Below are 23,250 nucleotides of genomic sequence, written 5' to 3'. Positions count from 1 at the left end.
AGGATCTTCAAAAGGATACGTTAGCTAGGATTTTTAGCTAAAACCCTGCGGGCTTCACGGTAACGTGTTTTCCAGTAACTGTCGTTTAAACTGGAGATCATCACACCACTGCTGGTGGATGCATGCACGAAGTTATCGTTACCGAGATAGATGCCAACGTGTCGTCCGGTAGAACCGGCACGGAACAGCACTAAATCACCCGGGCGCAGTTTGCCGCGAGAAATCTCTTTGCCTGTATCCTGCTGTTCTGACGTTGAACGTGGCAAATCTAAACCGAACTGCTCGCGAAAGGTGCGCTGAACAAAAGCAGAACAATCAATGCCGCGTTTGGTGTCACCGCCTAAGCGATAACGAACACCTTTCCAGTCACTGTACTGTTCCATGATGCGGGACTTAACGTCCACATTCTGCACCATCTGTTCAAATTCGTCCTGAGACGCTTGAAGTAAAAAACCATTCTGGTTGTTAACTTCATGATTCTCGTTATTCGCGTTCTGACCGTTATGCGTACTGCTACATGCCGATAAGAGTGTTGCTAATGCTACTGCGGGAAGGATCCGCCTGAGGTATCTCAGTATTGGTTGAGACTTGACCATTATACGTGTGTTCCTTTGAAGTCCTTACGACACAATGTCGCCAGCCAGATGACAAAACGGGTTTGAGATTAATAAGAGCAAACGCTTAAGACAATTCCTTAATTACTAAAATGTGTTAATGAACACATTTTTGTTGCATAAGGCACCGAATTTTATGCTGCACTCTAAGTAATCGCGTTTGAGGTTAACCGATTACAGACCGCGTGGCGAGTGCTTTTATATAAATTTTTATCGCTTTTATTGATGTGAAATCAATCCGTAACACAATGGTTACTTTATCAACGATTGGTAGCGATTTAATAGCCAATAAGGCGGGTTTTCAGGGGCTAATTCCGGCGCTAAGGCCGATTTTGAGAGGCTTCTGGCTGGACAAGCCAGGAAAAAGGCTATTGTTACGCGTTTTGCATCATAATGTTTTCTTTTAATAGAAAAACGTTAGTCTGCTAATAATGTATTTCTGGATTCGATAAGCGCGGATGATCGACTTTTCTGCGTATTGTCATCCGCGCTTAACAATTATGTGCGTGGCTTATATTTCCCTGGCAGGGCGCGATTGAGCCAATTAACCAATGTGTCACTGAGCGGTGTTAATAAGCACCAGCTTAAACCCACCAGAATCACCGACATCGATCCCACGGCTATATCGGTAAACCAGTGCGCACCGGCCATCACACGCGGCAGAGCAAACACCACCACAATCACCAAACCGACCAGGAAGGCGCGGAAGCCGAAATAACGCCACATAAAGCAGGCGAAAATAATCAGCATCATCCCGTGATCGCCGGGGAAGCTATTACTGGAAGCATCTTTCGCCGGAATCCCGGTCAGTTCACTCACGCGATGCACGTTGTCAAAGAACAGCGTAGGGCTGGCGTGTTGCACTGGGATCAAATGACCGAGTTGATTCAGCACCACGGCGGTGAGCAACATGGTGATGCCAATGGCCAGCATGCGGCGGCGGCCCTGCGGTGTTTCACCACGCCAGAACCACAGATACAGCAGACCCATCGCCAGCAGCGATACCGCGTCAAAACCACGGAAATTGGTGATCGCCACCAGTAAGGCGAAGCCGTGATGATCCACCATCCGGTCGTTGAAGCTATAGAAGATGGCTTTGTCGATACCAAACCAGAAGCCATGATCCGGCGGCAGGTACCACGAAAAGAACAGCATGATCCCCAGTGCATTGAGCAGCAGGATGGTGATTAAACGAGACGCGCGCATAAAAAATAGACTCAAAAAGAAAGATAACGGGGCAACCTAACGCAGCTAATTTAAACGAATCCTCAACAAGGTTGTTTGCAAAACGTTCCAGTCAACGGGTTGATGGTGGATTAACTCGATGCGACTGTCGGGCGGCGTAGTGGTGCGCGTTTCCATAAAGAAGTCATCACCCTGGCGATTGATGTTCACCAGACCGTCTGGCGTGCGAAGTACGCCTTTGACGCGATCCACCGGTGCAAGCCGCGCCCACTCAAGCGCCGGGATGGTATCGAACACCGTATCACCATCAAAAATCCAGCCACAGGATGCGTAGCCCTGGCCTTCATTTAATGCACGGCGCCAGCGAGCGGAGCCCTCAAGTTTGAGTGCCGCCAACCCTTTTGGCCGTGAAGTATGATGATGATGTGCCGCTTCAGGAACCGCACGATCCGCCAATGCGGATTGGCACAGTAACGCGGGATCAACTTTACCCCACGCGGATTCGACCAGTTGGCGATCGCCCAAATTATGCTGCTGCCATTGCTGCAAACGCTGACGATCTTCCTCGCTCCAGCGATCGCTTTTATTGGCGACGATAATATCGGCGGCGGTGAGCTGATCGCGGAAGTTTTCATTCTCGACAACGCGCGCATCGGCTAACTGACGGGGATCGAGCAGCGTGAGGGTGGCATCAACCTGAATCCAGGGTTGATACACGGCGGCGCGCAGCATATCCAGCAGTTGTTTAGGGTGGCCAAGGCCGGTGGGTTCAATGATCAGACGATCGGGCTTATTTTGCTTAAGCAGCATATTGAGCCCGACTTGCAGCGGCAGGCCGTTAACGCAACACATGCAACCGCCAGGAATTTCCTTCAGCGTGGCACCGCGATCGGCAAGCAGTGCGCCGTCAATACCCACTTCGCCAAACTCGTTAACCAGAATCGCCCAATTCTCATTGGCGGGTTTATGGGCTAACAGATGCAGCAGGGTGGTGGTTTTACCGCTGCCGAGAAATCCGGTGATTACATTAACGCGCGTCATTACAGGCTCCATTTTCAGGCGCGCGGACAACATACCCGGCGCGCACGACATTGTTATACTATAACAACCTTCGGCGGCCGGATAAAATCGTGCGGTTAGTCCGCGCGACTCATATAGCGGCGTTCAGCCACGTGAATGCGAATGCGATCGCCATTGCTCAGGTATTCCGGTACCTGGATCGACAAGCCGGTGCTCATGCCCGCGGGTTTGGTGCGTGCGCTGGCGGAAGCACCTTTAATGCCCGGTGAAGTATCGACAATTTCCATGTCCACGGTCTGTGGCAGTTCCAGCGCCAGCACCTGACCTTCCATCGTTAACACCTGGATGCCAGGAATGCCGCCTTCAGGGATGAACAGCAGCTCTTCTTCGATCTGATCTTTCTTGAAGCTATAGGGCGTGTAATCTTCATCATCCATAAACACGTACTCGTCACCGTCTATATAAGAGAAGGTCACGGCGCGACGGCTAAGCTGAATGGCATCGATAATATCGTCACCCTTAAAGCGCTCTTCCACTTTCAGGCCAGTGCGCACGTCGGTAAAACGCATCTTATAGAGGGTGGCAGCACCGCGTGCGCTTGGGCTCTGGACATCAATGTCCTTTACCAGCAACAGTTTGCCGTTCCAGGTAACAGCCATTCCTTTTTTGATTTCATTTGCCTTTGGCATGGGGATTACTCGCTGTGAAAAGGTTAATGCGCGCCACGTTACTCGCGCCGTGAAAAACAGGCAAGGGAGGCGGTGTAAAATTGTTGCCCGCGCATGGCATTCCCGTCATCAGCCTGCTATTGTCGCGACGAAATCCTCAGGAGCGCATGATGTATTGTCGTGACCAGTGCGGTGCCTGTTGCACAGCCCCCTCAATCTCTTCCCCGATTCCCGGCATGCCCCAGGGCAAACCGGCGAATACCCGCTGCGTTCAGCTTGACGATAATCAGCGCTGCAAAATCTTTGGTTCTCCGCTGCGTCCCGCAGTCTGTGCGGGTTTACAGCCCAGCGCAGAGATGTGCGGCAGCAGTCGCGAAGCGGCGATGATCTTCCTGCTGCAACTGGAAGCGGACACCGCGCCTTAACTTGCTGACGCGGTGCTGAAATATTTGCTTTCTATGATCCCCGAGTTACAGCAAAAACGTCAGCCCTGCAGGTCTGAAAAATCTTAAATCCGATCTGAAGTGTGCGGAACGTCAAAAATCTGCTACGCCGATCGCGCATTTTCTTGCCTGCTTTCACATGCTGTACCATATTCCCTGAAACGTTTCAGCGTTGTCCTCTCGGCAACCCCCGAGAAGTGCAGCGTAATTTTTCGCCATTAAGCTGAAACGATTCAATTTCAGCAAGCGAGGAGAAATATGTTCCAGCTCGACGTTCAGGCCATTCATACCGGTGTCAGTGCACAAAATAAAGAAGAGGCTATCCGTCAGGTTGCCGCTGCGTTAACCGCAGCCGGTAATGTGTCGGAAGGCTATGTTAACGGCATGCTGGCGCGCGAACAGCAGACCACCACTTTCCTGGGTAATGGTATTGCCATTCCGCATGGCACCACCGATACGCGCGATATGGTGCTGAAAACCGGCGTACAGGTTTATCAGTTCCCACAGGGCGTGGAGTGGGGCGACGGGCAGACGGCTTATGTCGCCATCGGTATCGCGGCGAAATCTGATGAACATCTTGCGCTGTTGCGCCAGCTGACTCACGTATTGAGCGATGACAGCATCGCAGAGCAGTTGAAAACCGCCTCAGCCGAAGATCTACGTGCCATCCTGATGGGTGAAAAGCAGGCCGCGGAATTCAAATTCGATACTTCGCTGATTGCGGTTGATGTTGCCGCCAGCGAACTCATCACCTTACAGGCGCTGAATGCTGGCCGTTTGCAGGCAGCAGGTGCTGTTGAAGCGACGTTTGTGGCGGATGCCGTATCGCGTACCCCACTGAGCCTCGGTCAGGGCATCTGGCTGAGCGACAGCGCCAACGGCAACCTCAACAGCGCCATCGCAGTCAGCCGTACCGCCACGCCATTTGTGCATCAGGGCGAAAATGTGGCGCTGTTGTTGACCGTGGCAGCCACCGACGATCGTCCGCTGGAAGTGCTGGGCTACCTGAGCAATCTGCTGCTGAGCAACAAAGCTGAACGTCTGCTGAAAGCCGATGCAGCTGGCATCCTCGCATTGCTGACCAGCGAAGTAGACGAAAGCGCGGATCAACTGGTGGCTGAATTTACTATCCGCAACGAGCACGGACTGCACGCACGTCCGGGCACCGCGCTGGTCACGGTCATTAAACAGTTCAACAGTGACATCACCGTCACCAACCTTGACGGTAGCGGCAAACCGGCCAACGGACGCAGCCTGATGAAAGTCGTCGCGCTGGGCGTGAAAAAAGGCCATCGCCTGCGCTTTACCGCCAGTGGTGAAGATGCACAGCAGGCGCTGAATGCCATTGAAGAGGCCATCAATTCTGGCCTGGGCGAGGGGGTCGCATGAGCCGCCGCGTTGCCACAATCACACTGAATCCTGCTTACGATCTGGTGGGCTATACGCCAGAAATCGAACGTGGCGAAGTTAACCTGGTGAAAACCACCGGTCTGCACGCAGCGGGTAAAGGCATTAACGTCGCCAAAGTTCTGAAAGATCTCGGTATTGACGTCACCGTAGGCGGATTCCTCGGGAAAGAAAATCAGGACGGTTTCCAGCAGCTGTTCAGCGAACTGGGCATCGCCAACCGTTTTCAGGTGGTGCAGGGCCGTACCCGCATAAACGTGAAGCTGACAGAAAAGGACGGTGAAGTTACCGACCTGAATTTCTCTGGCTTTAACGTCACCGCGCAGGACTGGGATCGCTTCACTGCCGATTCACTGACCTGGCTGGGACAATTTGACATGGTGTGCGTCAGCGGCAGCTTGCCCGCGGGCGTGGCACCCGAAGCGTTCACCAAATGGATGAGCGATCTGCGCACCCTGTGCCCGTGCATCATTTTCGACAGCAGTCGTGAAGCGCTGGTGGCTGGTTTAAAAGCCGCGCCGTGGCTGGTGAAGCCGAACCGTCGTGAACTGGAAATCTGGGCCGACCGCAAACTGCCAACCTTGCAGGATGTGATCGAAGCCGCGCATGAACTGCGTGAGCAAGGCATTGCCCATGTGGTGATTTCCCTTGGTGCGGAAGGCGCACTGTGGGTCAACGCCTCTGGCGAATGGATCGCCAAACCACCAGCTTGTGAAGTCGTCAGCACCGTAGGCGCGGGAGATTCGATGGTCGGAGGCCTGATTTACGGGCTGCTGATGCGTGAATCCAGCGAGCATACCCTGCGTCTGGCAACGGCAGTGGCTGCTATGGCGGTGAGCCAGAGCAACGTTGGTGTGACCGATCGTACCCAGTTGGCCGCGATGATGGCGCGCGTCGACTTACAACCCGTTAACTAACAGCAGGAGAGCGATAATGAAAACGCTGCTGATAAAAGATTCTTCACTGGGACTGGCATCAGGACATCTGGCTTTAGAGCGTCTGCGCGCGACTGCCGCACAGGCTGGCCTGACGCTGACCAACAACGCGGCCGATGCGGAGCTGGTGCTGGTAGCTGGCCATGCCGTGCCGAACGATGCACAGCTCGCAGGTAAATCCGTGGCGCTGGTCGATGTGCAGCAGACGCTGCGCGATCCGCTGGCGGCCATTAATCAGGCTAAAGCCAGTGCCAAAGTCTGGCAGGCCGCTACGGCGGTTGCCGCACCGGTAGCCGCACAGAGCACCGGTCAGAAACGCATTGTCGCGGTCACCGCTTGCCCAACTGGCGTGGCGCACACCTTCATGGCGGCAGAGGCGATTCAGACAGAAGCGACCAAACGTGGCTGGTGGGTGAAAGTGGAAACCCGCGGTTCTGTGGGTGCTGGCAATGCCATCACGCCAGAAGAAGTGGCGGCGGCCGATCTGGTGATCGTGGCGGCGGATATCGATGTGGACCTGGCGAAGTTCGCCGGTAAGCCGATGTACCGCACCTCAACCAGCCTGGCGCTGAAGAAAACAGCTCAGGAACTGGATAAAGCGCAGGCGGAAGCCAAAACCTATCAGCCGAGCGGCAGCCAGACGGCCAGCACGCAAAGTGACAGCAAAGAGAAAGCCGGTGCTTATCGTCACCTGCTGACCGGTGTGTCCTACATGCTGCCGATGGTCGTCGCGGGTGGTTTGAGCATCGCGCTCTCCTTCGCCTTTGGTATCACCGCATTTAAAGAGCAGGGCACCCTGGCGGCTGCGCTGATGCAGATTGGTGGCGGCAGTGCCTTTGCGCTGATGGTACCGGTGCTGGCGGGCTTTATTGCCTTCTCGATTGCGGACCGTCCGGGTCTAACCCCGGGTCTGATTGGCGGTATGATCGCCACCAGCATTAACGCCGGTTTCCTTGGCGGTATCATCGCCGGTTTCATTGCCGGTTATGCAGCGAAGATGCTGAGCAGCAAAGTCAAACTGCCGCAAAGTATGGAAGCGTTAAAACCGATCTTGATCATTCCGCTGGTGGCGAGTTTGATTACCGGCCTGCTGATGATTTACGTGGTGGGTAAACCTGTTGCGGGCATCATGAGCGGTCTGACGCACTGGCTGGCGAACATGGGCACCGCCAATGCGGTACTGCTGGGCGCAATCCTCGGTGGCATGATGTGTACCGACATGGGTGGTCCGGTGAACAAAGTGGCCTACGCCTTCGGTGTCGGTCTGCTGAGCTCACAAACCTATGCACCGATGGCGGCCATTATGGCAGCGGGTATGGTACCGCCGCTAGCAATGGGTCTGGCGACGATTGTTGCGCGTCGTAAGTTCAACAAAGGTCAGCAGGAAGGGGGCAAAGCGGCACTGGTACTTGGTTTGTGCTTTATCTCTGAAGGTGCGATTCCGTTTGCGGCGCGTGACCCAATGCGTGTGCTGCCTTGCTGCATCGTCGGCGGTGCGATAACGGGTGCGGTCTCCATGTTGGTTGGCGCGAAACTGATGGCACCGCACGGTGGTCTGTTTGTACTGCTGATTCCAGGTGCAATCACCCCAGTTCTTGGTTACCTGATGTCGATTGTGATTGGTACCGCAGTGGCTGGCCTCGGTTACGCGATTCTGAAACGTCCGGAAGAAGAGCTGGCGAAAGCCGCGTAATCTTCACGGGGTAAGAAAAAGGGAGCTGGGGCTCCCTTTTTGCTGTCTGCTTTAAGCCTGTTCCTGTTGTTCCGACTTCAACCACGCAATCTCATCTTTCCAGATATCCGGATTGATGGTTTCCAGAATCATCGGGATGCCATCAAAGCGCTTATCTTTCATCAGCCAGCTAAACACCGTCTTGCCAATGTTGCCTTCACCTAAGCTATGGTGGCGATCCACACGGCTGCCGAGCGTGCTTTTGGCGTCATTCAGGTGCATGCCGCGCAGAAACTGGAAACCGACAATGCGTTCAAATTCCGCAAAGGTCTCCACGCAGGCTTCTTCAGTACGCAGATCGTAACCGCCGGCAAACGCATGGCAGGTATCGATACACACGCCGACGCGTGATTTATCTTCGACGTGCTCAATAATGGTGGCGAGGTGTTCGAAACGAAAACCGAGATTGCTACCCTGACCTGCGGTGTTCTCAATCACTGCCACGACGTTGTGGGTCTGATCCAGCGCGATATTAATCGACTCGGCGATGCGCTTCAGGCATGCCTCTTCTTCGATCTGCTTCAGGTGGCTGCCAGGGTGGAAATTCAGCAGTGTCAGCCCAAGCTGTTCAGCACGCTGCATCTCATCAAGAAACGCCTCACGGGATTTTTCCAGCGCATCCATTACCGGATGGCCAAGGTTAATCAGGTAGCTGTCATGCGGCAAAATCTGCGCGGAAGTGAAGTTGTATTTCTCACAGGCGGTTTTGAAGGCATCAATCACTTCACCTGAAAGCGGGGCGGCTTTCCACTGGCGCTGATTTTTAGTGAACAACGCAAAGGCTGTGGCTTCGAGTTCGTGGGCACGGATAACTGCCTGGTCTACGCCGCCTGATGCACTGACGTGTGCGCCGATATATTTCATGCCGCTCTCCTGATTGGGCGATTGCTGCTGCAAAGCGCACATCATAGCGGATGCGCTACGCCCATGAAATGTCGCATTGCCTACGGGGAGAAAAAGGGCACGGTCAGACACTTATCCAGCACGACACGACACCTACCAAAGTTGGCAGGTGCGCTTTTTTTCTGGTTAACTATAGTTTAACAAATTAGAAACTTTTAACTATAACCATGAAAACAGCTTATAGAAGTACTTTGGATACCGCTTTTCAGCATGAAAAATTCAACGTAATCCATAAATTAACTTTAGGTAAAACCAACGCAGTGACCCTTTTTTATAATGGTCAAGGCGCAGTCGGTTTCACGCTCGCCGTGCCCGATACCGACAACTCGCTGGTCCATTTCTATCGTTATGGGGTCAATAACAGCGACCCGAAAAAGTTGTACCGCTCTGAATGTCTCTATTCCCGCCGGGAAAACTTTGGTTATCAGGACTGGCTGATTCGCACGATTACCGATGAGTTCACGGCCTGTGACACCGAGTTGGAAGAACTGATTGGCATGAAAGCCTGACCCTGAGTGGGCCGCCATTCACAGGGCGGCATCTTGCCTGCGCAGAGACCTGACTGGTTTAAAAGTTAAATTGGTAATATATTGTCCATTGACCAGTATAACTAATAAGGAAGAGTCGGGATGTTGAAGCGCTTGCGCCGCTGGGCACGCTTAATTAAACGTGATGTGCTCACGCTGTGGTTTGCTTGCCGTGATCCGCGTACCCCCTGGTGGTTTAAGCTGCTGGCATTTGGCATTGTTGCCTATGCACTCAGCCCCATCGATCTCATTCCTGATTTCATTCCCATTATCGGCTTGCTCGACGACGCCATTATCGTCCCTCTGGGTGTGATCATCCTGCTGCGTTTGCTCCCGCGTGAAATTCGGATCAGCAGCGCAGAACGGGCTGATGTCCAGCGGGCACGTGGCAAGAAGATTGTCAGCTGGGCAGGATTCTTCCTGACGGTGATCGTCTGGTTAGCCGTGGTGGCTTATCTTGTGAAGCGTTACGCAATGTGAGGAGGGCGCATGCATATCACGCTGCGTCAGATTGAAGTCTTCACCGAAGTGCTGAAAAGCGGTTCAACCACTCAGGCCTCGCAGGTACTGGCACTGTCGCAGTCTGCCGTCAGTGCGGCGCTGGCCGATCTGGAAAACCAGCTCGGGGTGCAATTGTTTGATCGTGTCGGCAAACGACTGGCCCTGAACGAGCATGGTCGTTTGCTCTATCCACGCGCGGTCGGATTGCTGGAACAGGCCGGCGAGATCGAACAGCTGTTCAAAGAGGATAATGGTGCCATTCGTTTGTTTGCCAGCAGCACCATCGGCAACTATCTGCTGCCGGGGATGATCGCCGCCTATCGTCGTGATTTCCCCTCGCTGCCGCTCGAACTCAGCGTCGGCAACAGCCAGGATGCGATTAACGCGGTGGCCGATTTTCGCGTGGATATCGGTTTGATTGAAGGGCCGTGCCATGAACCGGACATCGTCAGCGAAGCGTGGCTGGAGGATGAGCTGGTGGTGTTTGCTGCACCCGATGCCGACATCCTGAAACAGCCGATCACGCTAACATCACTGGCCGCCGCGCCCTGGATATTGCGAGAGCGCGGTTCGGGCACGCGTGAAATTGTCGATTACCTGCTGTTGTCTCATCTGCCGCAGTTTCAACTCGGCATGGAGCTGGGCAATTCTGAGGCAATCAAACATGCGGTGCGCCACGGCATGGGCATCAGCTGTTTATCGCGCCGGGTGATCAGCGATCTGCTGGAGGCGGGCACGCTGGTGGAAGTGGCTGTGCCGTTACCACGCCTGACGCGCACGCTGTATCGCATTCATCATCGGCAGAAGCATTTGTCGAAAGCGCTAAGCCGATTTCTCTCCTATTGCCGCGAGTAATCGCGGCTGTGAAGACGTGAGCGGCTAATAATTTCGCGCTGATTATGAAGGTAACTAATAACCCGACGTGAATGCTATACAGCCAGGGGTTAGCTGCTACAATCGCGCCTTATTTTTATCCAGCATAGCGTTTACACATGCATAATGACTCAAAAACAACACAACAACCTGGGCTGCGCCGTGAATTAAAAGCGCGCCATCTCACCATGATCGCCATTGGCGGTTCCATCGGCACCGGCCTGTTTGTCGCCTCAGGTGCCACCATTTCTCAGGCAGGTCCCGGCGGCGCATTACTCTCATACGCGCTAATTGGCCTGATGGTTTACTTCCTGATGACCAGCCTCGGCGAACTGGCGGCCTTTATGCCGGTCTCCGGCTCCTTCGCCACCTACGGCTCAAAATACGTTGAAGAAGGTTTCGGCTTCGCGCTGGGCTGGAACTATTGGTACAACTGGGCGGTCACCATCGCCGTTGATCTGGTGGCTTCACAGCTGGTGATGAACTACTGGTTCCCGGATACGCCGGGTTGGATCTGGAGCGCGCTGTTCCTCGGTCTGATGTTCCTGCTTAACTACATCTCCGTCAAAGGCTTCGGTGAAGCCGAATACTGGTTCTCGCTGATCAAAGTTGCCACCGTCATCATCTTTATCGTGGTGGGCGTGCTGATGATCGCGGGTATTATGCGCGGCGCAGAAAATGCCGGCTGGCATAACTGGACCGTGGGCGACGCACCTTTTGCCGGCGGTTTTGCCGCGATGATTGGTGTGGCGATGATTGTCGGCTTCTCGTTCCAGGGCACGGAATTGATCGGCATTGCGGCCGGTGAATCACAGGACCCTGCGAAAAATATTCCACGCGCAGTGCGTCAGGTGTTCTGGCGTATCCTGCTGTTCTATATCTTTGCGATTCTGATTATCAGCCTGATTCTGCCGTATACCGATCCGAAACTGCTGCATAACGATGTCACCGATATCGCCATCAGCCCGTTCACGCTGGTGTTCCAGAATGCCGGATTACTGTCAGCTGCGGCGGTCATGAATGCGGTGATCCTGACGGCTGTGCTGTCAGCGGGTAACTCCGGCATGTACGCTTCAACGCGCATGCTGTTTAACCTGGCGCAGGAAGGTAAAGCACCGCGTATTTTTGCCAAACTGTCGAAAGGCGGTGTGCCGCGTAATGCACTGATTGCGACCACCGTGGTGGCAGGCCTCTGTTTCCTGAGTTCTAAGTTCGGCAACCAGGAAGTCTATCTGTGGCTGCTCAATACCTCAGGCATGACCGGCTTTATCGCCTGGCTCGGTATTGCGATTAGCCACTACCGCTTCCGTCGCGGTTACGTAGCGCAGGGGCATGATTTAGCGGCGCTTCCTTACCGTTCCGGCTTCTTCCCGCTCGGTCCGATTTTCGCCTTCGTACTCTGTTTGATCATTACGCTGGGGCAAAACTATCAGGCGTTTCTGGCAGATCGTATTGACTGGTATGGCGTGGCGGCGACCTACATCGGCATTCCGCTGTTCCTGCTGATTTGGCTGGGTTACAAGCTGGCACGCGGCTCGCGCTTCGTGAAGTACAGCGAGATGGAATTCCCGACCTTCAAGGAGTAATGCGTCAAACGCGTATGACATCACGCCGCGGCCTTTGGCTAGCGGCGTTTTTTTTGCCAAAGATGAACCGTGTTACAACGTTTTGGGCTTTGTCATACAGATATAATTGATAATTATTATCACCTGCACTATTGTGGCTGCCGTTATGATTTCGATAAGAAACAGGTAGAACAATGCAGACCACGGATTCCGCGCTGCTGGCGGAAAATCACCGCGAAGCCGATACCATGACGCGCTATCGTCAGGTTTTACGTCAGCGCCTGATGCTGATTGGCGTACTGGTACTGGCGATTCTGGCGTCAGTGATTCTTGATTTCACCCTCGGCCCGGCGGGGCTCTCCCTCGACACCTTGTGGCAAACGCTCACCCATCCTGATGCGGTGGATGCGGGCACGCGTGTGATCGTCTGGGATATCCGTCTGCCGTATGCGCTGATGGCCGTTGTTGTCGGCTTCTCGCTCGGTCTGGCGGGTGCTGAGATGCAAACCATCCTCAATAACCCATTGGCGAGTCCGTTTACGCTTGGCGTCTCTTCTGCGGCCGCTTTTGGCGCGGCGCTGGCGATTATTCTCGGCATCGGTATTCCCGGCGTGCCGGACCAATGGTTTATCTCGGCGAACGCTTTTGTGTTTGCGCTGTTTGCGGCGTTAATGCTGGACGGCGTGACGCGCTGGACCAAAGTGTCGACATCGGGCGTGGTGCTGTTCGGCATCGCACTGGTGTTCACCTTTAACGCCCTGGTCTCGATGATGCAGTTCATCGCCAGTGAAGATACCTTGCAGGGTCTGGTGTTCTGGACCATGGGCAGCCTGGCGCGCGCCTCGTGGGAAAAACTCGGCGTGCTCACGGCGGCTTTCGCCATCCTGATCCCGTTCTCGATGCTCAGCAGCTGGAAACTGACCGCGCTGCGTCTGGGTGAAGACCGTGCCGTGAGTTTCGGCATCGATGTGCGTCGCTTGCGTCTGGCCACGCTGCTGCGCATCAGTATCCTCTCAGCACTGGCGGTGGCCTTTGTCGGCCCGATTGGTTTTATCGGTCTGGTGGCACCGCACATTGCCCGCATGATGTTTGGTGAAGATCATCGCTACTATCTGCCAGCCAGTGCGCTGGTCGGTGCGCTGGTGCTGTCACTGGCCTCGGTGGCGTCGAAGAACCTGATTCCAGGGGTGATCATCCCCGTCGGGATTGTGACCTCACTGGTCGGCGTGCCGTTCTTCCTGAGTATCATTCTGCGTCATCGGGGGACGGTGTAATGGAACAGGGTTTACGTCTCAGCCATTTCTACGCCGGTTATCCGAAGCGTAAAGTCATTGAAGATCTCAACGTCCCGGCACTGCCGCGCGGCAAAATCACCGTGCTGCTGGGCCCGAACGGCTGCGGTAAATCGACGCTGTTGCGTGCGCTGGCCGGCCTGAACAAAGGGCAGGGCGAGCTGTGGCTGAACGGCGAAGAGTTAATGACCCAGCCGTTTGCACGCCGTGCGCAGCGCGTGGTATATCTGCCGCAAAGCTTACCGGCGGGCGTGCATCTGCATGTGCTGGAATCGATTATCGTGGCGCAGCGTGCGTCCGGTGGCTTGCACAGCGCGTCGAGTGAAGCCGAGATCATGCACTTGCTGGAGCAGTTGGGTATTGCTCATCTGGCGATGCGTTATCTCGATCAGCTATCCGGTGGTCAGAAACAGCTGGTGGGCCTGGCGCAATCGCTGATTCGCCGTCCTGAATTGCTGCTGCTGGATGAGCCGCTGAGTGCGCTCGATCTTAATTACCAGTTCCATGTGATGGATTTGGTGCGCCGCGAAACCCGCCTGCGCAATATTGTGACTGTGGTGGTGGTGCATGATATCAATATCGCGCTGCGTCATGCCGATCATGCGTTGATGCTGAAAGAAGGCACTCTGCTGGCTGACGGCGAGCCGTCGCAGGTGATCACGCCGGACACGCTGGCGCAGGTGTATGGCGTGCGCGGGCGTATTGAACACTGCTCGCAGGGCATGCCGCAGGTGATGATCGATGGTTTAGTGGCGGAATCGCTGGCTTAAACCTCGCAAAAGACGCTAAAGCTCAATATCAGGAAAGGCTGAAGATAAATGTCGGTGCGGCTTTAGCCAATCGCAGTCAGCTATAGCCAAAAAGGGCGCACCGGGTGCGCCCTTACTGTTATCTACATCAACTGGCGTGATTTACACCAACAGATGCTTCGCGTGGAACCGCAGATGGTCCTCGACAAAACTGGCGATAAAGAAGTAGCTGTGGTCGTAACCCGGCTGAACACGCAGCTCCAGCGGGAAACCCTGCTCACGCGCTACTGCTTCAAGGCGCTCCGGACGTAACTGATCGGCGAGGAACTGATCGCTATCCCCCTGATCGATCAGAATCGGCAAACGCTGTTCCACTTCGCGCATCAGCAAACAACTGTCCCATTCGCGCCACGTCTGGCGATCTTCACCCAGATAGGCGCTGAACGCTTTTTGTCCCCACGGCACTTCAGTTGGATTCACAATCGGTGCGAACGCAGATGCCGAAGCAAAACGTCCACCCTGACGCAACGCCAATACCAGCGCGCCATGTCCGCCCATTGAATGCCCCATTACCGACTGACGATCGCTCACTTTGAAATTGTCCGCCACCAGGGCCGGCAACTCCTCGCTGAGATAATCGAACATACGATAGTGCGTCGCCCAGGGCTGCTGCGTGGCGTTGAGGTAAAAACCTGCGCCCTGACCGAGATCGTAACCACTGTCATTGGCCACTTCGTCACCGCGCGGACTGGTGTCCGGCATTATCAGCACCAGACCCAGCTCAGCGGCAACACGCTGCGCACCGGCTTTGGTGGTGAAATTCTCGTCGCTACAGGTTAGTCCGGCGAGAAACCACACCACCGGCGGCGGCGTGTCATCCTGCGGTGGCGGCAGGAAAATGCTGAAGGTCATCGGGCAGTTCAGCACCGCCGACTGATGACGCCAGCGCTGCTGCCAGCCGCCGAAGATACGATGTTCTTCCAGCAGTTCCAGAGTGGATGCCATAACGCCTCCTTTTTACTTGTTAAAATGCACAACCGAACGAATAGATTTCCCTTCGTGCATCAGATCAAAGGCGTCGTTAATCTCTTCCAGCGGCATGGTGTGGGTGATGAAATCGTTCAGCGCGAACTTGCCGTCCAGATAATCCTGCACGATGCCCGGCAGTTGGGTGCGACCTTTCACGCCACCAAACGCTGAACCGCGCCAAACGCGTCCGGTCACCAGCTGGAACGGACGCGTGGCGATCTCTTCACCGGCACCGGCCACGCCGATAATCACAGACTCGCCCCAGCCTTTATGGCAGCACTCAAGCGCGGAACGCATCACGTTGACGTTACCGATGCATTCAAAGGAGAAGTCCACGCCGCCGTCGGTCAGTTCAACAATCACATCCTGAATCGGCTTGTCGTAATCTTTCGGGTTGATCAGGTCGGTGGCACCCAGTTTGCGCGCCAGGTCGAACTTGCTGGTGTTGAGATCGATACCGATGATGCGACCGGCTTTCGCCATCTTCGCGCCAATGATCGCCGACAAACCAATGCCGCCGAGGCCGAAGATCGCCACGGTGTCGCCTTCTTTCACCTTGGCGGTATTCATCACAGCGCCCATGCCGGTGGTCACGCCGCAGCCCAGCAGGCACACTTCTTCCAGAGGCGCTTCTTTGCTGATCACCGCCAGTGAGATTTCCGGTACCACGGTGTACTCAGAGAAGGTTGAGGTGCCCATGTAGTGGAAGATCGGCTGACCGTCTTTGAAGAAACGGGTGGTGCCATCTGGCATCAAACCTTTACCCTGGGTAGAGCGGATGGCCTGGCATAGGTTGGTTTTACCTGACAGACAGAACTTACATTTGCCGCACTCTGGGGTGTAAAGCGGGATCACGTGATCGCCCACCGCCACACTGGTCACGCCTTCGCCCACGGCTTCCACCACGCCACCGCCTTCGTGACCGAGGATTGCCGGGAACACGCCTTCAGGATCTTTACCTGACAGGGTATAAGCATCGGTGTGGCATACGCCGGTGGCGACGATGCGCACTAACACTTCACCTTTCTGCGGTGGCATCAGATCCACTTCTTCGATTTTCAGCGGTTCGCCCGCTGCCCAGGCAACGGCAGCGCGGGTTTTAATCATGTTCATGCAATCCCTCTTCTTCAGATGTCGTGATTTACTTAAAATTAAAAACTCACTCAGCGGTTTGCAGCGGGTGCAGCAACTCATCGTTAAGTGGGCGGTCGTCAAACATTTCAATAATCAAATACTTCAGCGCTTCCACGTTGGGCGTGAAGGCGTCGCGTCGCCACATCAGCCAGGTAGCGGTATCGCGATAAGCGGGTGGCAGAGCATGTTCCTGCACGCGCGCGCGGCCGGGCATTTGCGTCAGCACCGACGCCGGAATCATCGCCACGCCCGCACCGCCTGCCACACACGCCACCATGGCGTGATAAGACTGAATCTCCATCACGCTTTTTGGTGAGGTCTGGCTTTCGCGATACCAGGACTCCAGTTTGGTGCGATACGAACAGCTGTTACCAAAGGCAAACAACGTGTCATGCTGCGTGTCGCGGGCGCTGGTAATCGGGTCGTGATCGAGACTGGTGATCAGCACCATTTCCTCACGAAAGGCGATGCAGCCATTGAGATCGTCATGGGTGGCAGGGCCATCCACTAGCGCGGCCGCCAGCGTACCGGCGCGCACTTTATCGATGATGTCGCCCGAGGTGCCGGTGACCAGCGATAGCGCCACGTTGGGAAATCGTTGATGATAAGCCGCCAGCAGGCCGGGCAGACGGGTCGCGGCGGTGCTCTCCATCGAACCGAAGGCAAAGTTCCCGCCCGGTTCCCCGGCACGGGCCATATTCAGCGCCTCATCGCTCAGGCTGAGGATGCGCTGAGCATAATTCAGGAAATTGTGGCCCATTGGCGACAATCGAATACGCTGCTTCTCACGGATAAACAGGTCGACGCCAATCTCTTCTTCCAGCTGGCGCAAACGGGTGGTGAGATTGGAGGGCACGCGATGCAATAGCTCCGCGGCGCGCGCCAGCGAACCGGTTTCGGCCACAGAACAGAACATGCGGAGTTGTACTAAATCCATATTCTCTTTCCGTAAACAACTTGGTTAATATTATTCACTTTTCGTGAGTGTAACCGTCATGCATGCTAATAACAAGTGCTAAAAGAATCTGAACGGGAGTGGGAATGGCGTTTCGTGTCGCGCTGAGCGCGTTTTTAAGTTTAGTGGTTGCCATGGGGATTGGGCGATTTGCTTTCACCCCGCAGGTGCCGCTGATGATTCAGGACCATCAGCTTACCCTGACCAGCGCCAGTCTGGTGGCGGCGCTCAACTATCTTGGTTACCTGTGTGGCTCCTTCGATGCCATGCGTGCTCGCCAGCGTGTGGAGTGGCGTTTGCAGCTGGGTGTCTGGGGCGCGGTGATCCTGACGCTGCTGTCTGCCTGCGTCAGCGGGCCGTGGCTGCACGGCTTGATCCGCTTCGTGATTGGCGGTGCCAGCGGCTGGGCGATGGTACTGATCGCCGCGTGGAGCAACGAGCAGCTGCTGCATCATGGGCGACCGGGCTTGTCGGCGGCGGTGTTTGCCGGACCGGGCACCGGCATATTCCTCAGCGGTATGCTGGCGGTGGCGCTGCATGCCAGTGGTGCCAGCGCGGCATTAGGCTGGGCGGCTTATGGCCTGCTGGCGTTGCTGTTTATCGCTGCCATTGCGCGCTTTTTACCGCGCAGCGGGCAGTTACATCGACCCGATCAGGCACCTGCGCCGCTGGTGCTCAATGGTAATCTGAAACGCCTGGTGCTGAGCTACAGCCTGGCGGGCTTCGGCTACATTCTGCCCGCAACCTTCTTGTCGCAGATGACTGCCGCGCGTTTCCCGGACAGTGCGCTGGCGCAGTTTGTCTGGCCGGTGTTTGGCGGCGCGGCGGTGATTGGCATTGTGCTCGGCATTTTGACGCGGCGCTGGGGCAGCAGCCATCTGCGACTGGCAGTGGTGCTCTGGGCGCAGGCTTTGGGCGTCATCTCCGCGATTGTCCTGCCGGGGCTGGATGGACTGTTAATTAGCGCGCTGTTAGTCGGCGGCGGGTTCTTATGCGTGGTTCAACTGACGCTGCAATACGGCCGTGAGCTGGCGCCGCATCACGCGCGCTATCTGGCCGGGCTGCTGACTACCGGCTACGCAGTTGGGCAATTGGGCGGGCCGCTGCTGTCATGGATCTCCAGCTTGCTGTGGCACCGCCTCGATCCTGCCTTGTGGGTCGCCGGTGGCGCGCTGATTCTGGCAGGCTTACTGGTGCTGCGCCGTTCGGCACCATGAAAAGCTTTCATCTCCGATTGGATTGATTGCTGGATTACGCGCGCGTTGTGTTTCACAATACGCGCTCAGAATTTCCCCCGCAGGCGACGATCTGCGGGCGCATCACCTGCCGGAGAAAGAGTACGATGAGCACCTTAAGTCAGGAAGCCGCCCTGGTTCACGAAGCGCTGCTGGCGCGTGGCCTGGAAACGCCGTTACGCGCCCCGGTGCGCGAAATGGATGACGAAACCCGCAAGCGTGAAATCGCCGGTCATATGACCCAAATCATGCAGCTGCTGAATCTGGATCTGGAAGATGACAGCCTGATGGAGACGCCACATCGCATCGCCAAGATGTACGTGGACGAGATCTTCTCTGGTCTTGATTACGCCAACTTCCCGAAAATCACCGTCATCGAGAACAAGATGAAGGTCGATGAGATGGTCACCGTGCGTGATATCACCCTGACCAGCACCTGTGAGCATCATTTTGTGATTATCGACGGAAAAGCCACCGTCGCTTACATCCCGAAAGAGAAAGTGATTGGTCTGTCGAAGATCAACCGCATTGTGCAGTTCTTTGCCCAGCGGCCACAGGTGCAAGAGCGTCTGACCCAGCAAGTGCTGGTGGCGCTGCAAACGTTGCTTGGCACCAACAACGTAGCGGTGTCGATTGATGCGGTGCACTACTGTGTGAAAGCGCGTGGCGTGAAAGATGCCACCAGTGCCACCACCACCACATCGCTGGGTGGGCTGTTCAAGTCCAGCCAGAATACGCGCCAGGAGTTCTTACGCGCGGTGCGTCACAGCTAATCCTTTGGGCGGCTTATTGCCGCCCGTTTTCTCTCTCCGTCAGGTCACTCGATGCAACGCTATCTTGCGCTGGATTTCATTCGTGGTTGCGCCATTCTCGGCATTCTGTTGCTCAATATCGTGGGGTTTGGCTTGCCTTCAGCAGCCTATCTCAACCCGGCGTGGCAGGGCGCTGTTTCATTTTCCGATGCCTGGACCTGGGCGATAATGGATGGCCTGGCGCAGCTGAAATTCCTCACGCTGTTTGCGCTGCTGTTCGGCGGCGGCCTGTATTTGCAAATCCCACGCGGCAGTCGCTGGATGTCGGCGCGCCTGACGTTACTGGTGCTGCTGGGTTTCATTCACAGCATCTTCTTCTGGGAAGGGGATATCCTGCTGGATTATGGTCTGACCGGGCTGATTATCTGGCGGATGCTGCGCGAAGTGCCCTCCGACAAAGCTTTACTGCAAACTGGCGTGTTGCTCTACCTGATTGGTTGCGGCGTGCTGTTGGTGTTCTGGGGCATTTCCAGTCCTGAACCGGGACGATCGTGGCTGCCGGGTGCCGCCGATATCGAGTATGAAAGCTACTGGAAACTGGTCGGCGGCTGGGAAGCGATTCAGAACCGTCTTGAACATCTTTCCTCCAGCTTGATGGCGCTCGCCGCGCAGTACGGCTGGCAGCTGGCGGGACTGATGCTGATTGGCGCGGCGTTGATGCGCAGCGGCTGGCTAAAAGGCGAGTTCAGCGTGCAGCACTACCGCCGCTCGGCCGCGCTGCTGCTGACGATCGGCTGGCTGATTGCCATCCCCGGCATTGTGGCGCAGTGGTTGCTGGGCTGGGAATTCCGCTGGAGCGGCTTTTTGTTGCAGGTGCCGCGCGATCTTGCCAGCCCGTTTATCAGCCTCGGTTATGCGGCGCTCTGCTTTGGCTTCTGGCCGCAAATCGCTGCCACGCGTTTCAGCTATGCGCTGCAATGCGTTGGCCGCATGGCGCTCAGTAACTATCTGCTGCAGACCTTGATCTGTACCACGCTGTTCTACCGTTTCAATCTGTTCCTCAAGTTTGATCGCCTGCATTTGCTGGCACTGGTCCCGGTTATCTGGTTGGTTAATATCCTGTTTTCAGTGCTCTGGCTGCGCTTTTTCCCGCAGGGGCCGATGGAGTGGATCTGGCGCAAACTCACGCGTCTCGCCGCTGGTAAGACGGAGCCTTCCTCCCGCATCAGATAATGATGTTCATCACAAAGGTTGCAGATTTGTATGTAACCGTTTTCATCCGTGTGACGTGATTCACGCAGCTGAACAAAATGCCCTGACAAAATAGCGCCGTTACGCGCTTGTCGCGCATTTTCTCCTCTGTGGAACAGCTGCATGATAACGATTCGAGATGTCGCCCGTCAGGCCGGTGTATCAGTAGCCACCGTGTCGCGTGTGCTCAATAACAGCAGTGCAGTTACCCCTGATACCCGCGAAGCCGTGCTACAGGCGGTGGAGGCGTTGGGTTATCGCCCTAACGCCAATGCGCAGGCACTGGCCACCCAGGTCAGTGACACCATCGGCGTGGTGGTGATGGACGTATCCGATCCCTTCTTTGGCGCATTAGTGAAAGCAGTAGATACCGTGGCACAGCGTGTTCACAAACACGTGTTGATCAGCAACTCATGGCACCAGGAAGAGAAAGAGCGCCATGCCATTGAGGTGCTGATCCGCCAACGATGTAACGCCTTAGTGGTCCACGCGAAAACGCTTTCAGACGCTGAACTGACTCATTTTATGGACCAGGTTCCGGGTATGGTGTTGATAAACCGCACTATTCCGGGCTATGAGCATCGCTGTGTCTGCCTCGATAATGTAACGGGATCTCTGTTGGCAACGCGCATGTTGTTACAACAGGGTCATCAACGCATTGGCTATCTTAGCTCCAGCCACCCGATTGAAGATGTCACACAACGCCGCGAAGGCTGGCTGCAGGCCCTGTCAGAGCAGGGGATTCGCCCGCAGGAGTCCTGGATTGCCCATGGTGAACCGGATATGCAGGGCGGTGAAGCAGCGATGGTGGAGTTACTGGGTCGTAACCTGCATTTAACCGCCATCTTCTCCTATTGTGACGGCATGGCCGCTGGTGCACTAACCGCATTGAAAGACAATGGTATTCAGGTGCCACAGCACTTCTCCGTCGTCGGCTTTGATGATATTCCCATCTCGCGTTACACCGATCCACAGCTGACAACCGTACGCTATCCTATTGTTTCCATGGCAAAACTGGCCACGGAGCTGGCGCTGAAGGGCGCAGCCGGAGAACTCGATCCTGATGCCACACACTGCTTTATGCCGACCCTGGTACGCCGCCATTCGGTCGCTCAGCGGCAAATTGTGGAGTCGGTCACTAATTCGGGCGATAGCGCAGTGTAACCGTTTCCAATCTGTGATTACATTCACAGTTAATTAACATGGCGCTCACTATGATGGCAGCGTCTTACCGGACTGAAACATCATGTAACGCCGGGTTTTCCTTCTCCGGTCAGGTTTCGGTAGCCGATTGAAATAGTTCACAACACTCTTCAGGAAGCGTTTACGTACAGGGAAGTCAGGATAGCGATGGTGGCCCGGCTTTGCGTTACGCGTCCGCCCCATAAATGAGTTTGAACCGACTGCGCTGGTTGCCCGCAGGCAGCACAGCGCGATGATATGCCCTACATAAAAAACCGGAGATACCATGAATAAGAAGGTTTTCACGCTCACAGCACTGGTTGCCAGCATGATGTTTGGTGCAACTGCGCACGCCGCGGATACCCGCATTGGCGTGACAATTTATAAATACGACGACAACTTTATGTCTATGGTTCGCAAAGACATCGATAGCGAAGCCAAAAAACTGGGCGGCATCCAGCTGCTGATGAATGACTCGCAGAACAGCCAGTCTACCCAGAACGACCAGATTGACGTACTGATGGCCAAAGGCGTGAAAGCGCTGGCAATCAACCTGGTTGATCCTGCTGCTGCGGCAGTGGTGATCGACAAAGCGAAAGCGAATGATGTGCCAGTAGTGTTCTTCAACAAAGAGCCGAACGCCAAAGTGCTGGCTAGCTACCCGAAAGCCTACTACGTGGGTACCGACTCTAAAGAGTCAGGCATCATCCAGGCCAAACTGATTGAGAAGCACTGGAAAGCGACTCCAGCCTGGGATCTGAACAAAGATGGTCAGATTCAGTTTGCGCTGCTGAAAGGCGAGCCGGGCCACCCTGATGCTGAAGCGCGTACCAAATACGTGATCGAAACCCTGAACACCGATGGTTTCAAAACTCAGCAGCTGGCGATGGATACCGCGATGTGGGATACCGCGCAGGCAAAAGATAAAGTTGATGCCTGGCTGTCTGGCCCGAACGGCAACAAAATTGAAGTGATCATTGCTAACAACGATGCGATGGCAATGGGCGCAGTCGAAGCCCTGAAAGCCCACAACAAAACCAGCATTCCGGTGTTTGGTGTGGATGCGCTGCCAGAAGCGCTGGCGCTGGTGAAATCCGGTGCGATGGCCGGTACCGTGCTGAACGATGCGGAAAACCAGGCGAAAGCCACCATTGATATCGCTAAGAACCTGGCCGATGGCAAAGAGCCAACTGCGGGTACGACCTTCAAGATGGAAAACAAAATCGTACGTGTTCCTTACGTACCAGTCGATAAAGAAAACCTGTCTCAGTTTGTGAAGTAATACGTACCGGGCGCGG

At 55.4% G+C, this 23,250-nt stretch carries 23 protein-coding genes; 15 read left to right on the top strand and 8 right to left on the bottom strand.

Annotated features, from left to right (window positions below):
* Positions 1–20: 20 nt before the first annotated feature.
* From mepS to yeiP, 4 genes are all read right to left on the bottom strand, one after another.
* Positions 21–596: a bifunctional murein DD-endopeptidase/murein LD-carboxypeptidase gene (gene mepS / locus VI01_RS00415; protein ID WP_034824970.1), complete on the bottom strand. Its 576-nt coding sequence runs from the start codon at positions 594–596 to the stop codon at positions 21–23.
* Positions 597–1,112: 516 nt separating this feature from the next.
* The gene (locus VI01_RS00410; protein ID WP_038645821.1) at positions 1,113–1,820 is read right to left on the bottom strand and encodes a phosphatase PAP2 family protein; all 708 of its coding nucleotides are present in this window, start codon (positions 1,818–1,820) and stop codon (positions 1,113–1,115) included.
* A 45-nt stretch (positions 1,821–1,865) separates the two neighbouring features.
* Complete coding sequence (locus tag VI01_RS00405; protein ID WP_045813616.1) at positions 1,866–2,840, bottom strand: GTP-binding protein; 975 nt, start codon at positions 2,838–2,840, stop codon at positions 1,866–1,868.
* 95 nt (positions 2,841–2,935) lie between these two features.
* Positions 2,936–3,508 carry an elongation factor P-like protein YeiP gene (gene yeiP / locus VI01_RS00400; protein ID WP_034824964.1) on the bottom strand — a complete coding sequence of 191 codons (573 nt, stop codon included), beginning with the start codon at positions 3,506–3,508 and terminating at the stop codon, positions 2,936–2,938.
* Positions 3,509–3,657: 149 nt separating this feature from the next.
* Here yeiP and VI01_RS00395 point away from each other — a divergent pair, with 149 nt between their 5' ends.
* From VI01_RS00395 to fruA, 4 genes are all read left to right on the top strand, one after another.
* A complete protein-coding gene (locus VI01_RS00395) occupies positions 3,658–3,912 on the top strand; it encodes a YkgJ family cysteine cluster protein (RefSeq protein WP_038645825.1) in 255 nt (84 codons plus the stop codon).
* Between the two features lie 276 nt (positions 3,913–4,188).
* Positions 4,189–5,319, top strand: a complete 1,131-nt coding sequence (fruB, locus tag VI01_RS00390) for a fused PTS fructose transporter subunit IIA/HPr protein (protein ID WP_045813615.1) — start codon at positions 4,189–4,191, stop codon at positions 5,317–5,319.
* Entirely contained in the window at positions 5,316–6,254 is a 939-nt protein-coding gene (fruK, locus tag VI01_RS00385) for a 1-phosphofructokinase (protein WP_038645831.1), read from the top strand. Before fruB ends, fruK begins: the two co-directional genes overlap by 4 nt.
* 16 nt (positions 6,255–6,270) lie before the next feature.
* Positions 6,271–7,965, top strand: coding sequence for a PTS fructose transporter subunit IIBC (gene fruA / locus VI01_RS00380; RefSeq protein ID WP_045813614.1), 1,695 nt, complete (start codon positions 6,271–6,273; stop codon positions 7,963–7,965).
* Positions 7,966–8,016: 51 nt separating this feature from the next.
* Here fruA and nfo read toward each other — a convergent pair whose 3' ends face one another.
* Entirely contained in the window at positions 8,017–8,868 is an 852-nt protein-coding gene (gene nfo / locus VI01_RS00375) for a deoxyribonuclease IV (protein WP_045813613.1), read from the bottom strand.
* A gap of 230 nt (positions 8,869–9,098) precedes the next feature.
* Between nfo and VI01_RS00370 the strand changes: the two genes are divergently transcribed.
* The 6 genes from VI01_RS00370 to VI01_RS00345 all read left to right on the top strand — a co-directional run bounded on the left by VI01_RS00370 (position 9,099) and on the right by VI01_RS00345 (position 14,435).
* The gene (locus tag VI01_RS00370; RefSeq protein ID WP_045813612.1) at positions 9,099–9,416 is read left to right on the top strand and encodes a hypothetical protein; all 318 of its coding nucleotides are present in this window, start codon (positions 9,099–9,101) and stop codon (positions 9,414–9,416) included.
* Between the two features lie 120 nt (positions 9,417–9,536).
* On the top strand, positions 9,537–9,914 hold the full coding sequence (locus VI01_RS00365; protein WP_034824950.1) for a YkvA family protein: 378 nt from the start codon (positions 9,537–9,539) through the stop codon (positions 9,912–9,914).
* A 9-nt stretch (positions 9,915–9,923) separates the two neighbouring features.
* Entirely contained in the window at positions 9,924–10,790 is an 867-nt protein-coding gene (gene yieE / locus VI01_RS00360) for a DNA-binding transcriptional regulator YeiE (RefSeq protein ID WP_045813611.1), read from the top strand.
* 137 nt (positions 10,791–10,927) lie between these two features.
* Complete coding sequence (locus VI01_RS00355; RefSeq protein ID WP_038645839.1) at positions 10,928–12,394, top strand: amino acid permease; 1,467 nt, start codon at positions 10,928–10,930, stop codon at positions 12,392–12,394.
* A 173-nt stretch (positions 12,395–12,567) separates the two neighbouring features.
* The gene (locus tag VI01_RS00350) at positions 12,568–13,647 is read left to right on the top strand and encodes an iron ABC transporter permease (protein ID WP_038645841.1); all 1,080 of its coding nucleotides are present in this window, start codon (positions 12,568–12,570) and stop codon (positions 13,645–13,647) included.
* The gene (locus VI01_RS00345) at positions 13,647–14,435 is read left to right on the top strand and encodes an ABC transporter ATP-binding protein (protein ID WP_045813610.1); all 789 of its coding nucleotides are present in this window, start codon (positions 13,647–13,649) and stop codon (positions 14,433–14,435) included. The genes VI01_RS00350 and VI01_RS00345 overlap by 1 nt, the downstream gene beginning before the upstream one ends.
* A 141-nt stretch (positions 14,436–14,576) precedes the next feature.
* Here the strand turns inward: VI01_RS00345 and fghA are convergent, their stop codons facing one another.
* The 3 genes from fghA to VI01_RS00330 are packed head-to-tail and all read right to left on the bottom strand — an operon-like array spanning position 14,577 to position 17,514.
* Complete coding sequence (gene fghA / locus VI01_RS00340) at positions 14,577–15,419, bottom strand: S-formylglutathione hydrolase (RefSeq protein ID WP_045813609.1); 843 nt, start codon at positions 15,417–15,419, stop codon at positions 14,577–14,579.
* A 12-nt stretch (positions 15,420–15,431) separates the two neighbouring features.
* Positions 15,432–16,556, bottom strand: a complete 1,125-nt coding sequence (locus VI01_RS00335; protein ID WP_038645848.1) for an S-(hydroxymethyl)glutathione dehydrogenase/class III alcohol dehydrogenase — start codon at positions 16,554–16,556, stop codon at positions 15,432–15,434.
* 46 nt (positions 16,557–16,602) lie between these two features.
* On the bottom strand, positions 16,603–17,514 hold the full coding sequence (locus tag VI01_RS00330) for a LysR family transcriptional regulator (RefSeq protein WP_038645851.1): 912 nt from the start codon (positions 17,512–17,514) through the stop codon (positions 16,603–16,605).
* 104 nt (positions 17,515–17,618) lie between these two features.
* Here VI01_RS00330 and VI01_RS00325 point away from each other — a divergent pair, with 104 nt between their 5' ends.
* The 5 genes from VI01_RS00325 (at position 17,619) to mglB (ending at position 23,234) form a co-directional block, all read left to right on the top strand.
* The gene (locus VI01_RS00325) at positions 17,619–18,749 is read left to right on the top strand and encodes a YbfB/YjiJ family MFS transporter (RefSeq protein ID WP_045813608.1); all 1,131 of its coding nucleotides are present in this window, start codon (positions 17,619–17,621) and stop codon (positions 18,747–18,749) included.
* A gap of 125 nt (positions 18,750–18,874) precedes the next feature.
* A complete protein-coding gene (gene folE / locus VI01_RS00320; RefSeq protein WP_034824925.1) occupies positions 18,875–19,540 on the top strand; it encodes a GTP cyclohydrolase I FolE in 666 nt (221 codons plus the stop codon).
* Between the two features lie 51 nt (positions 19,541–19,591).
* Complete coding sequence (gene yeiB / locus VI01_RS00315; RefSeq protein ID WP_045813607.1) at positions 19,592–20,752, top strand: DUF418 domain-containing protein YeiB; 1,161 nt, start codon at positions 19,592–19,594, stop codon at positions 20,750–20,752.
* Between the two features lie 141 nt (positions 20,753–20,893).
* Positions 20,894–21,934 (top strand): HTH-type transcriptional regulator GalS, encoded by a 1,041-nt coding sequence (gene galS, locus VI01_RS00310; protein WP_045813606.1) that lies wholly within the window; start codon positions 20,894–20,896, stop codon positions 21,932–21,934.
* 304 nt (positions 21,935–22,238) lie between these two features.
* On the top strand, positions 22,239–23,234 hold the full coding sequence (mglB, locus tag VI01_RS00305; protein ID WP_045813605.1) for a galactose/glucose ABC transporter substrate-binding protein MglB: 996 nt from the start codon (positions 22,239–22,241) through the stop codon (positions 23,232–23,234).
* The last annotated feature ends 16 nt before the right edge of the window (positions 23,235–23,250 follow it).

It is taken from the genome of Pantoea sp. SM3, from assembly GCF_000963995.1.
GTDB lineage: Bacteria > Pseudomonadota > Gammaproteobacteria > Enterobacterales > Enterobacteriaceae > Pantoea > Pantoea rwandensis_B.
Note: the sequence above shows the minus strand (reverse complement) of the source record. Positions and strands in the feature narration are given on the sequence as shown.

Bases quoted from the DNA above. Each gene is read 5' to 3' on its own strand.
- mepS (WP_034824970.1), bottom strand. From the start codon at position 596: ATGGTCAAGTCTCAACCAATACTGAGATACCTCAGGCGGATCCTTCCC.
- VI01_RS00410 (WP_038645821.1), bottom strand. From the start codon at position 1,820: ATGCGCGCGTCTCGTTTAATCACCATCCTGCTGCTCAATGCACTGGGG.
- VI01_RS00405 (WP_045813616.1), bottom strand. From the start codon at position 2,840: ATGACGCGCGTTAATGTAATCACCGGATTTCTCGGCAGCGGTAAAACC.
- yeiP (WP_034824964.1), bottom strand. From the start codon at position 3,508: ATGCCAAAGGCAAATGAAATCAAAAAAGGAATGGCTGTTACCTGGAAC.
- VI01_RS00395 (WP_038645825.1), top strand. From the start codon at position 3,658: ATGTATTGTCGTGACCAGTGCGGTGCCTGTTGCACAGCCCCCTCAATC.
- fruB (WP_045813615.1), top strand. From the start codon at position 4,189: ATGTTCCAGCTCGACGTTCAGGCCATTCATACCGGTGTCAGTGCACAA.
- fruK (WP_038645831.1), top strand. From the start codon at position 5,316: ATGAGCCGCCGCGTTGCCACAATCACACTGAATCCTGCTTACGATCTG.
- fruA (WP_045813614.1), top strand. From the start codon at position 6,271: ATGAAAACGCTGCTGATAAAAGATTCTTCACTGGGACTGGCATCAGGA.
- nfo (WP_045813613.1), bottom strand. From the start codon at position 8,868: ATGAAATATATCGGCGCACACGTCAGTGCATCAGGCGGCGTAGACCAG.
- VI01_RS00365 (WP_034824950.1), top strand. From the start codon at position 9,537: ATGTTGAAGCGCTTGCGCCGCTGGGCACGCTTAATTAAACGTGATGTG.
- yieE (WP_045813611.1), top strand. From the start codon at position 9,924: ATGCATATCACGCTGCGTCAGATTGAAGTCTTCACCGAAGTGCTGAAA.
- VI01_RS00355 (WP_038645839.1), top strand. From the start codon at position 10,928: ATGCATAATGACTCAAAAACAACACAACAACCTGGGCTGCGCCGTGAA.
- VI01_RS00350 (WP_038645841.1), top strand. From the start codon at position 12,568: ATGCAGACCACGGATTCCGCGCTGCTGGCGGAAAATCACCGCGAAGCC.
- VI01_RS00345 (WP_045813610.1), top strand. From the start codon at position 13,647: ATGGAACAGGGTTTACGTCTCAGCCATTTCTACGCCGGTTATCCGAAG.
- fghA (WP_045813609.1), bottom strand. From the start codon at position 15,419: ATGGCATCCACTCTGGAACTGCTGGAAGAACATCGTATCTTCGGCGGC.
- VI01_RS00335 (WP_038645848.1), bottom strand. From the start codon at position 16,556: ATGAACATGATTAAAACCCGCGCTGCCGTTGCCTGGGCAGCGGGCGAA.
- VI01_RS00330 (WP_038645851.1), bottom strand. From the start codon at position 17,514: ATGGATTTAGTACAACTCCGCATGTTCTGTTCTGTGGCCGAAACCGGT.
- VI01_RS00325 (WP_045813608.1), top strand. From the start codon at position 17,619: ATGGCGTTTCGTGTCGCGCTGAGCGCGTTTTTAAGTTTAGTGGTTGCC.
- folE (WP_034824925.1), top strand. From the start codon at position 18,875: ATGAGCACCTTAAGTCAGGAAGCCGCCCTGGTTCACGAAGCGCTGCTG.
- yeiB (WP_045813607.1), top strand. From the start codon at position 19,592: ATGCAACGCTATCTTGCGCTGGATTTCATTCGTGGTTGCGCCATTCTC.
- galS (WP_045813606.1), top strand. From the start codon at position 20,894: ATGATAACGATTCGAGATGTCGCCCGTCAGGCCGGTGTATCAGTAGCC.
- mglB (WP_045813605.1), top strand. From the start codon at position 22,239: ATGAATAAGAAGGTTTTCACGCTCACAGCACTGGTTGCCAGCATGATG.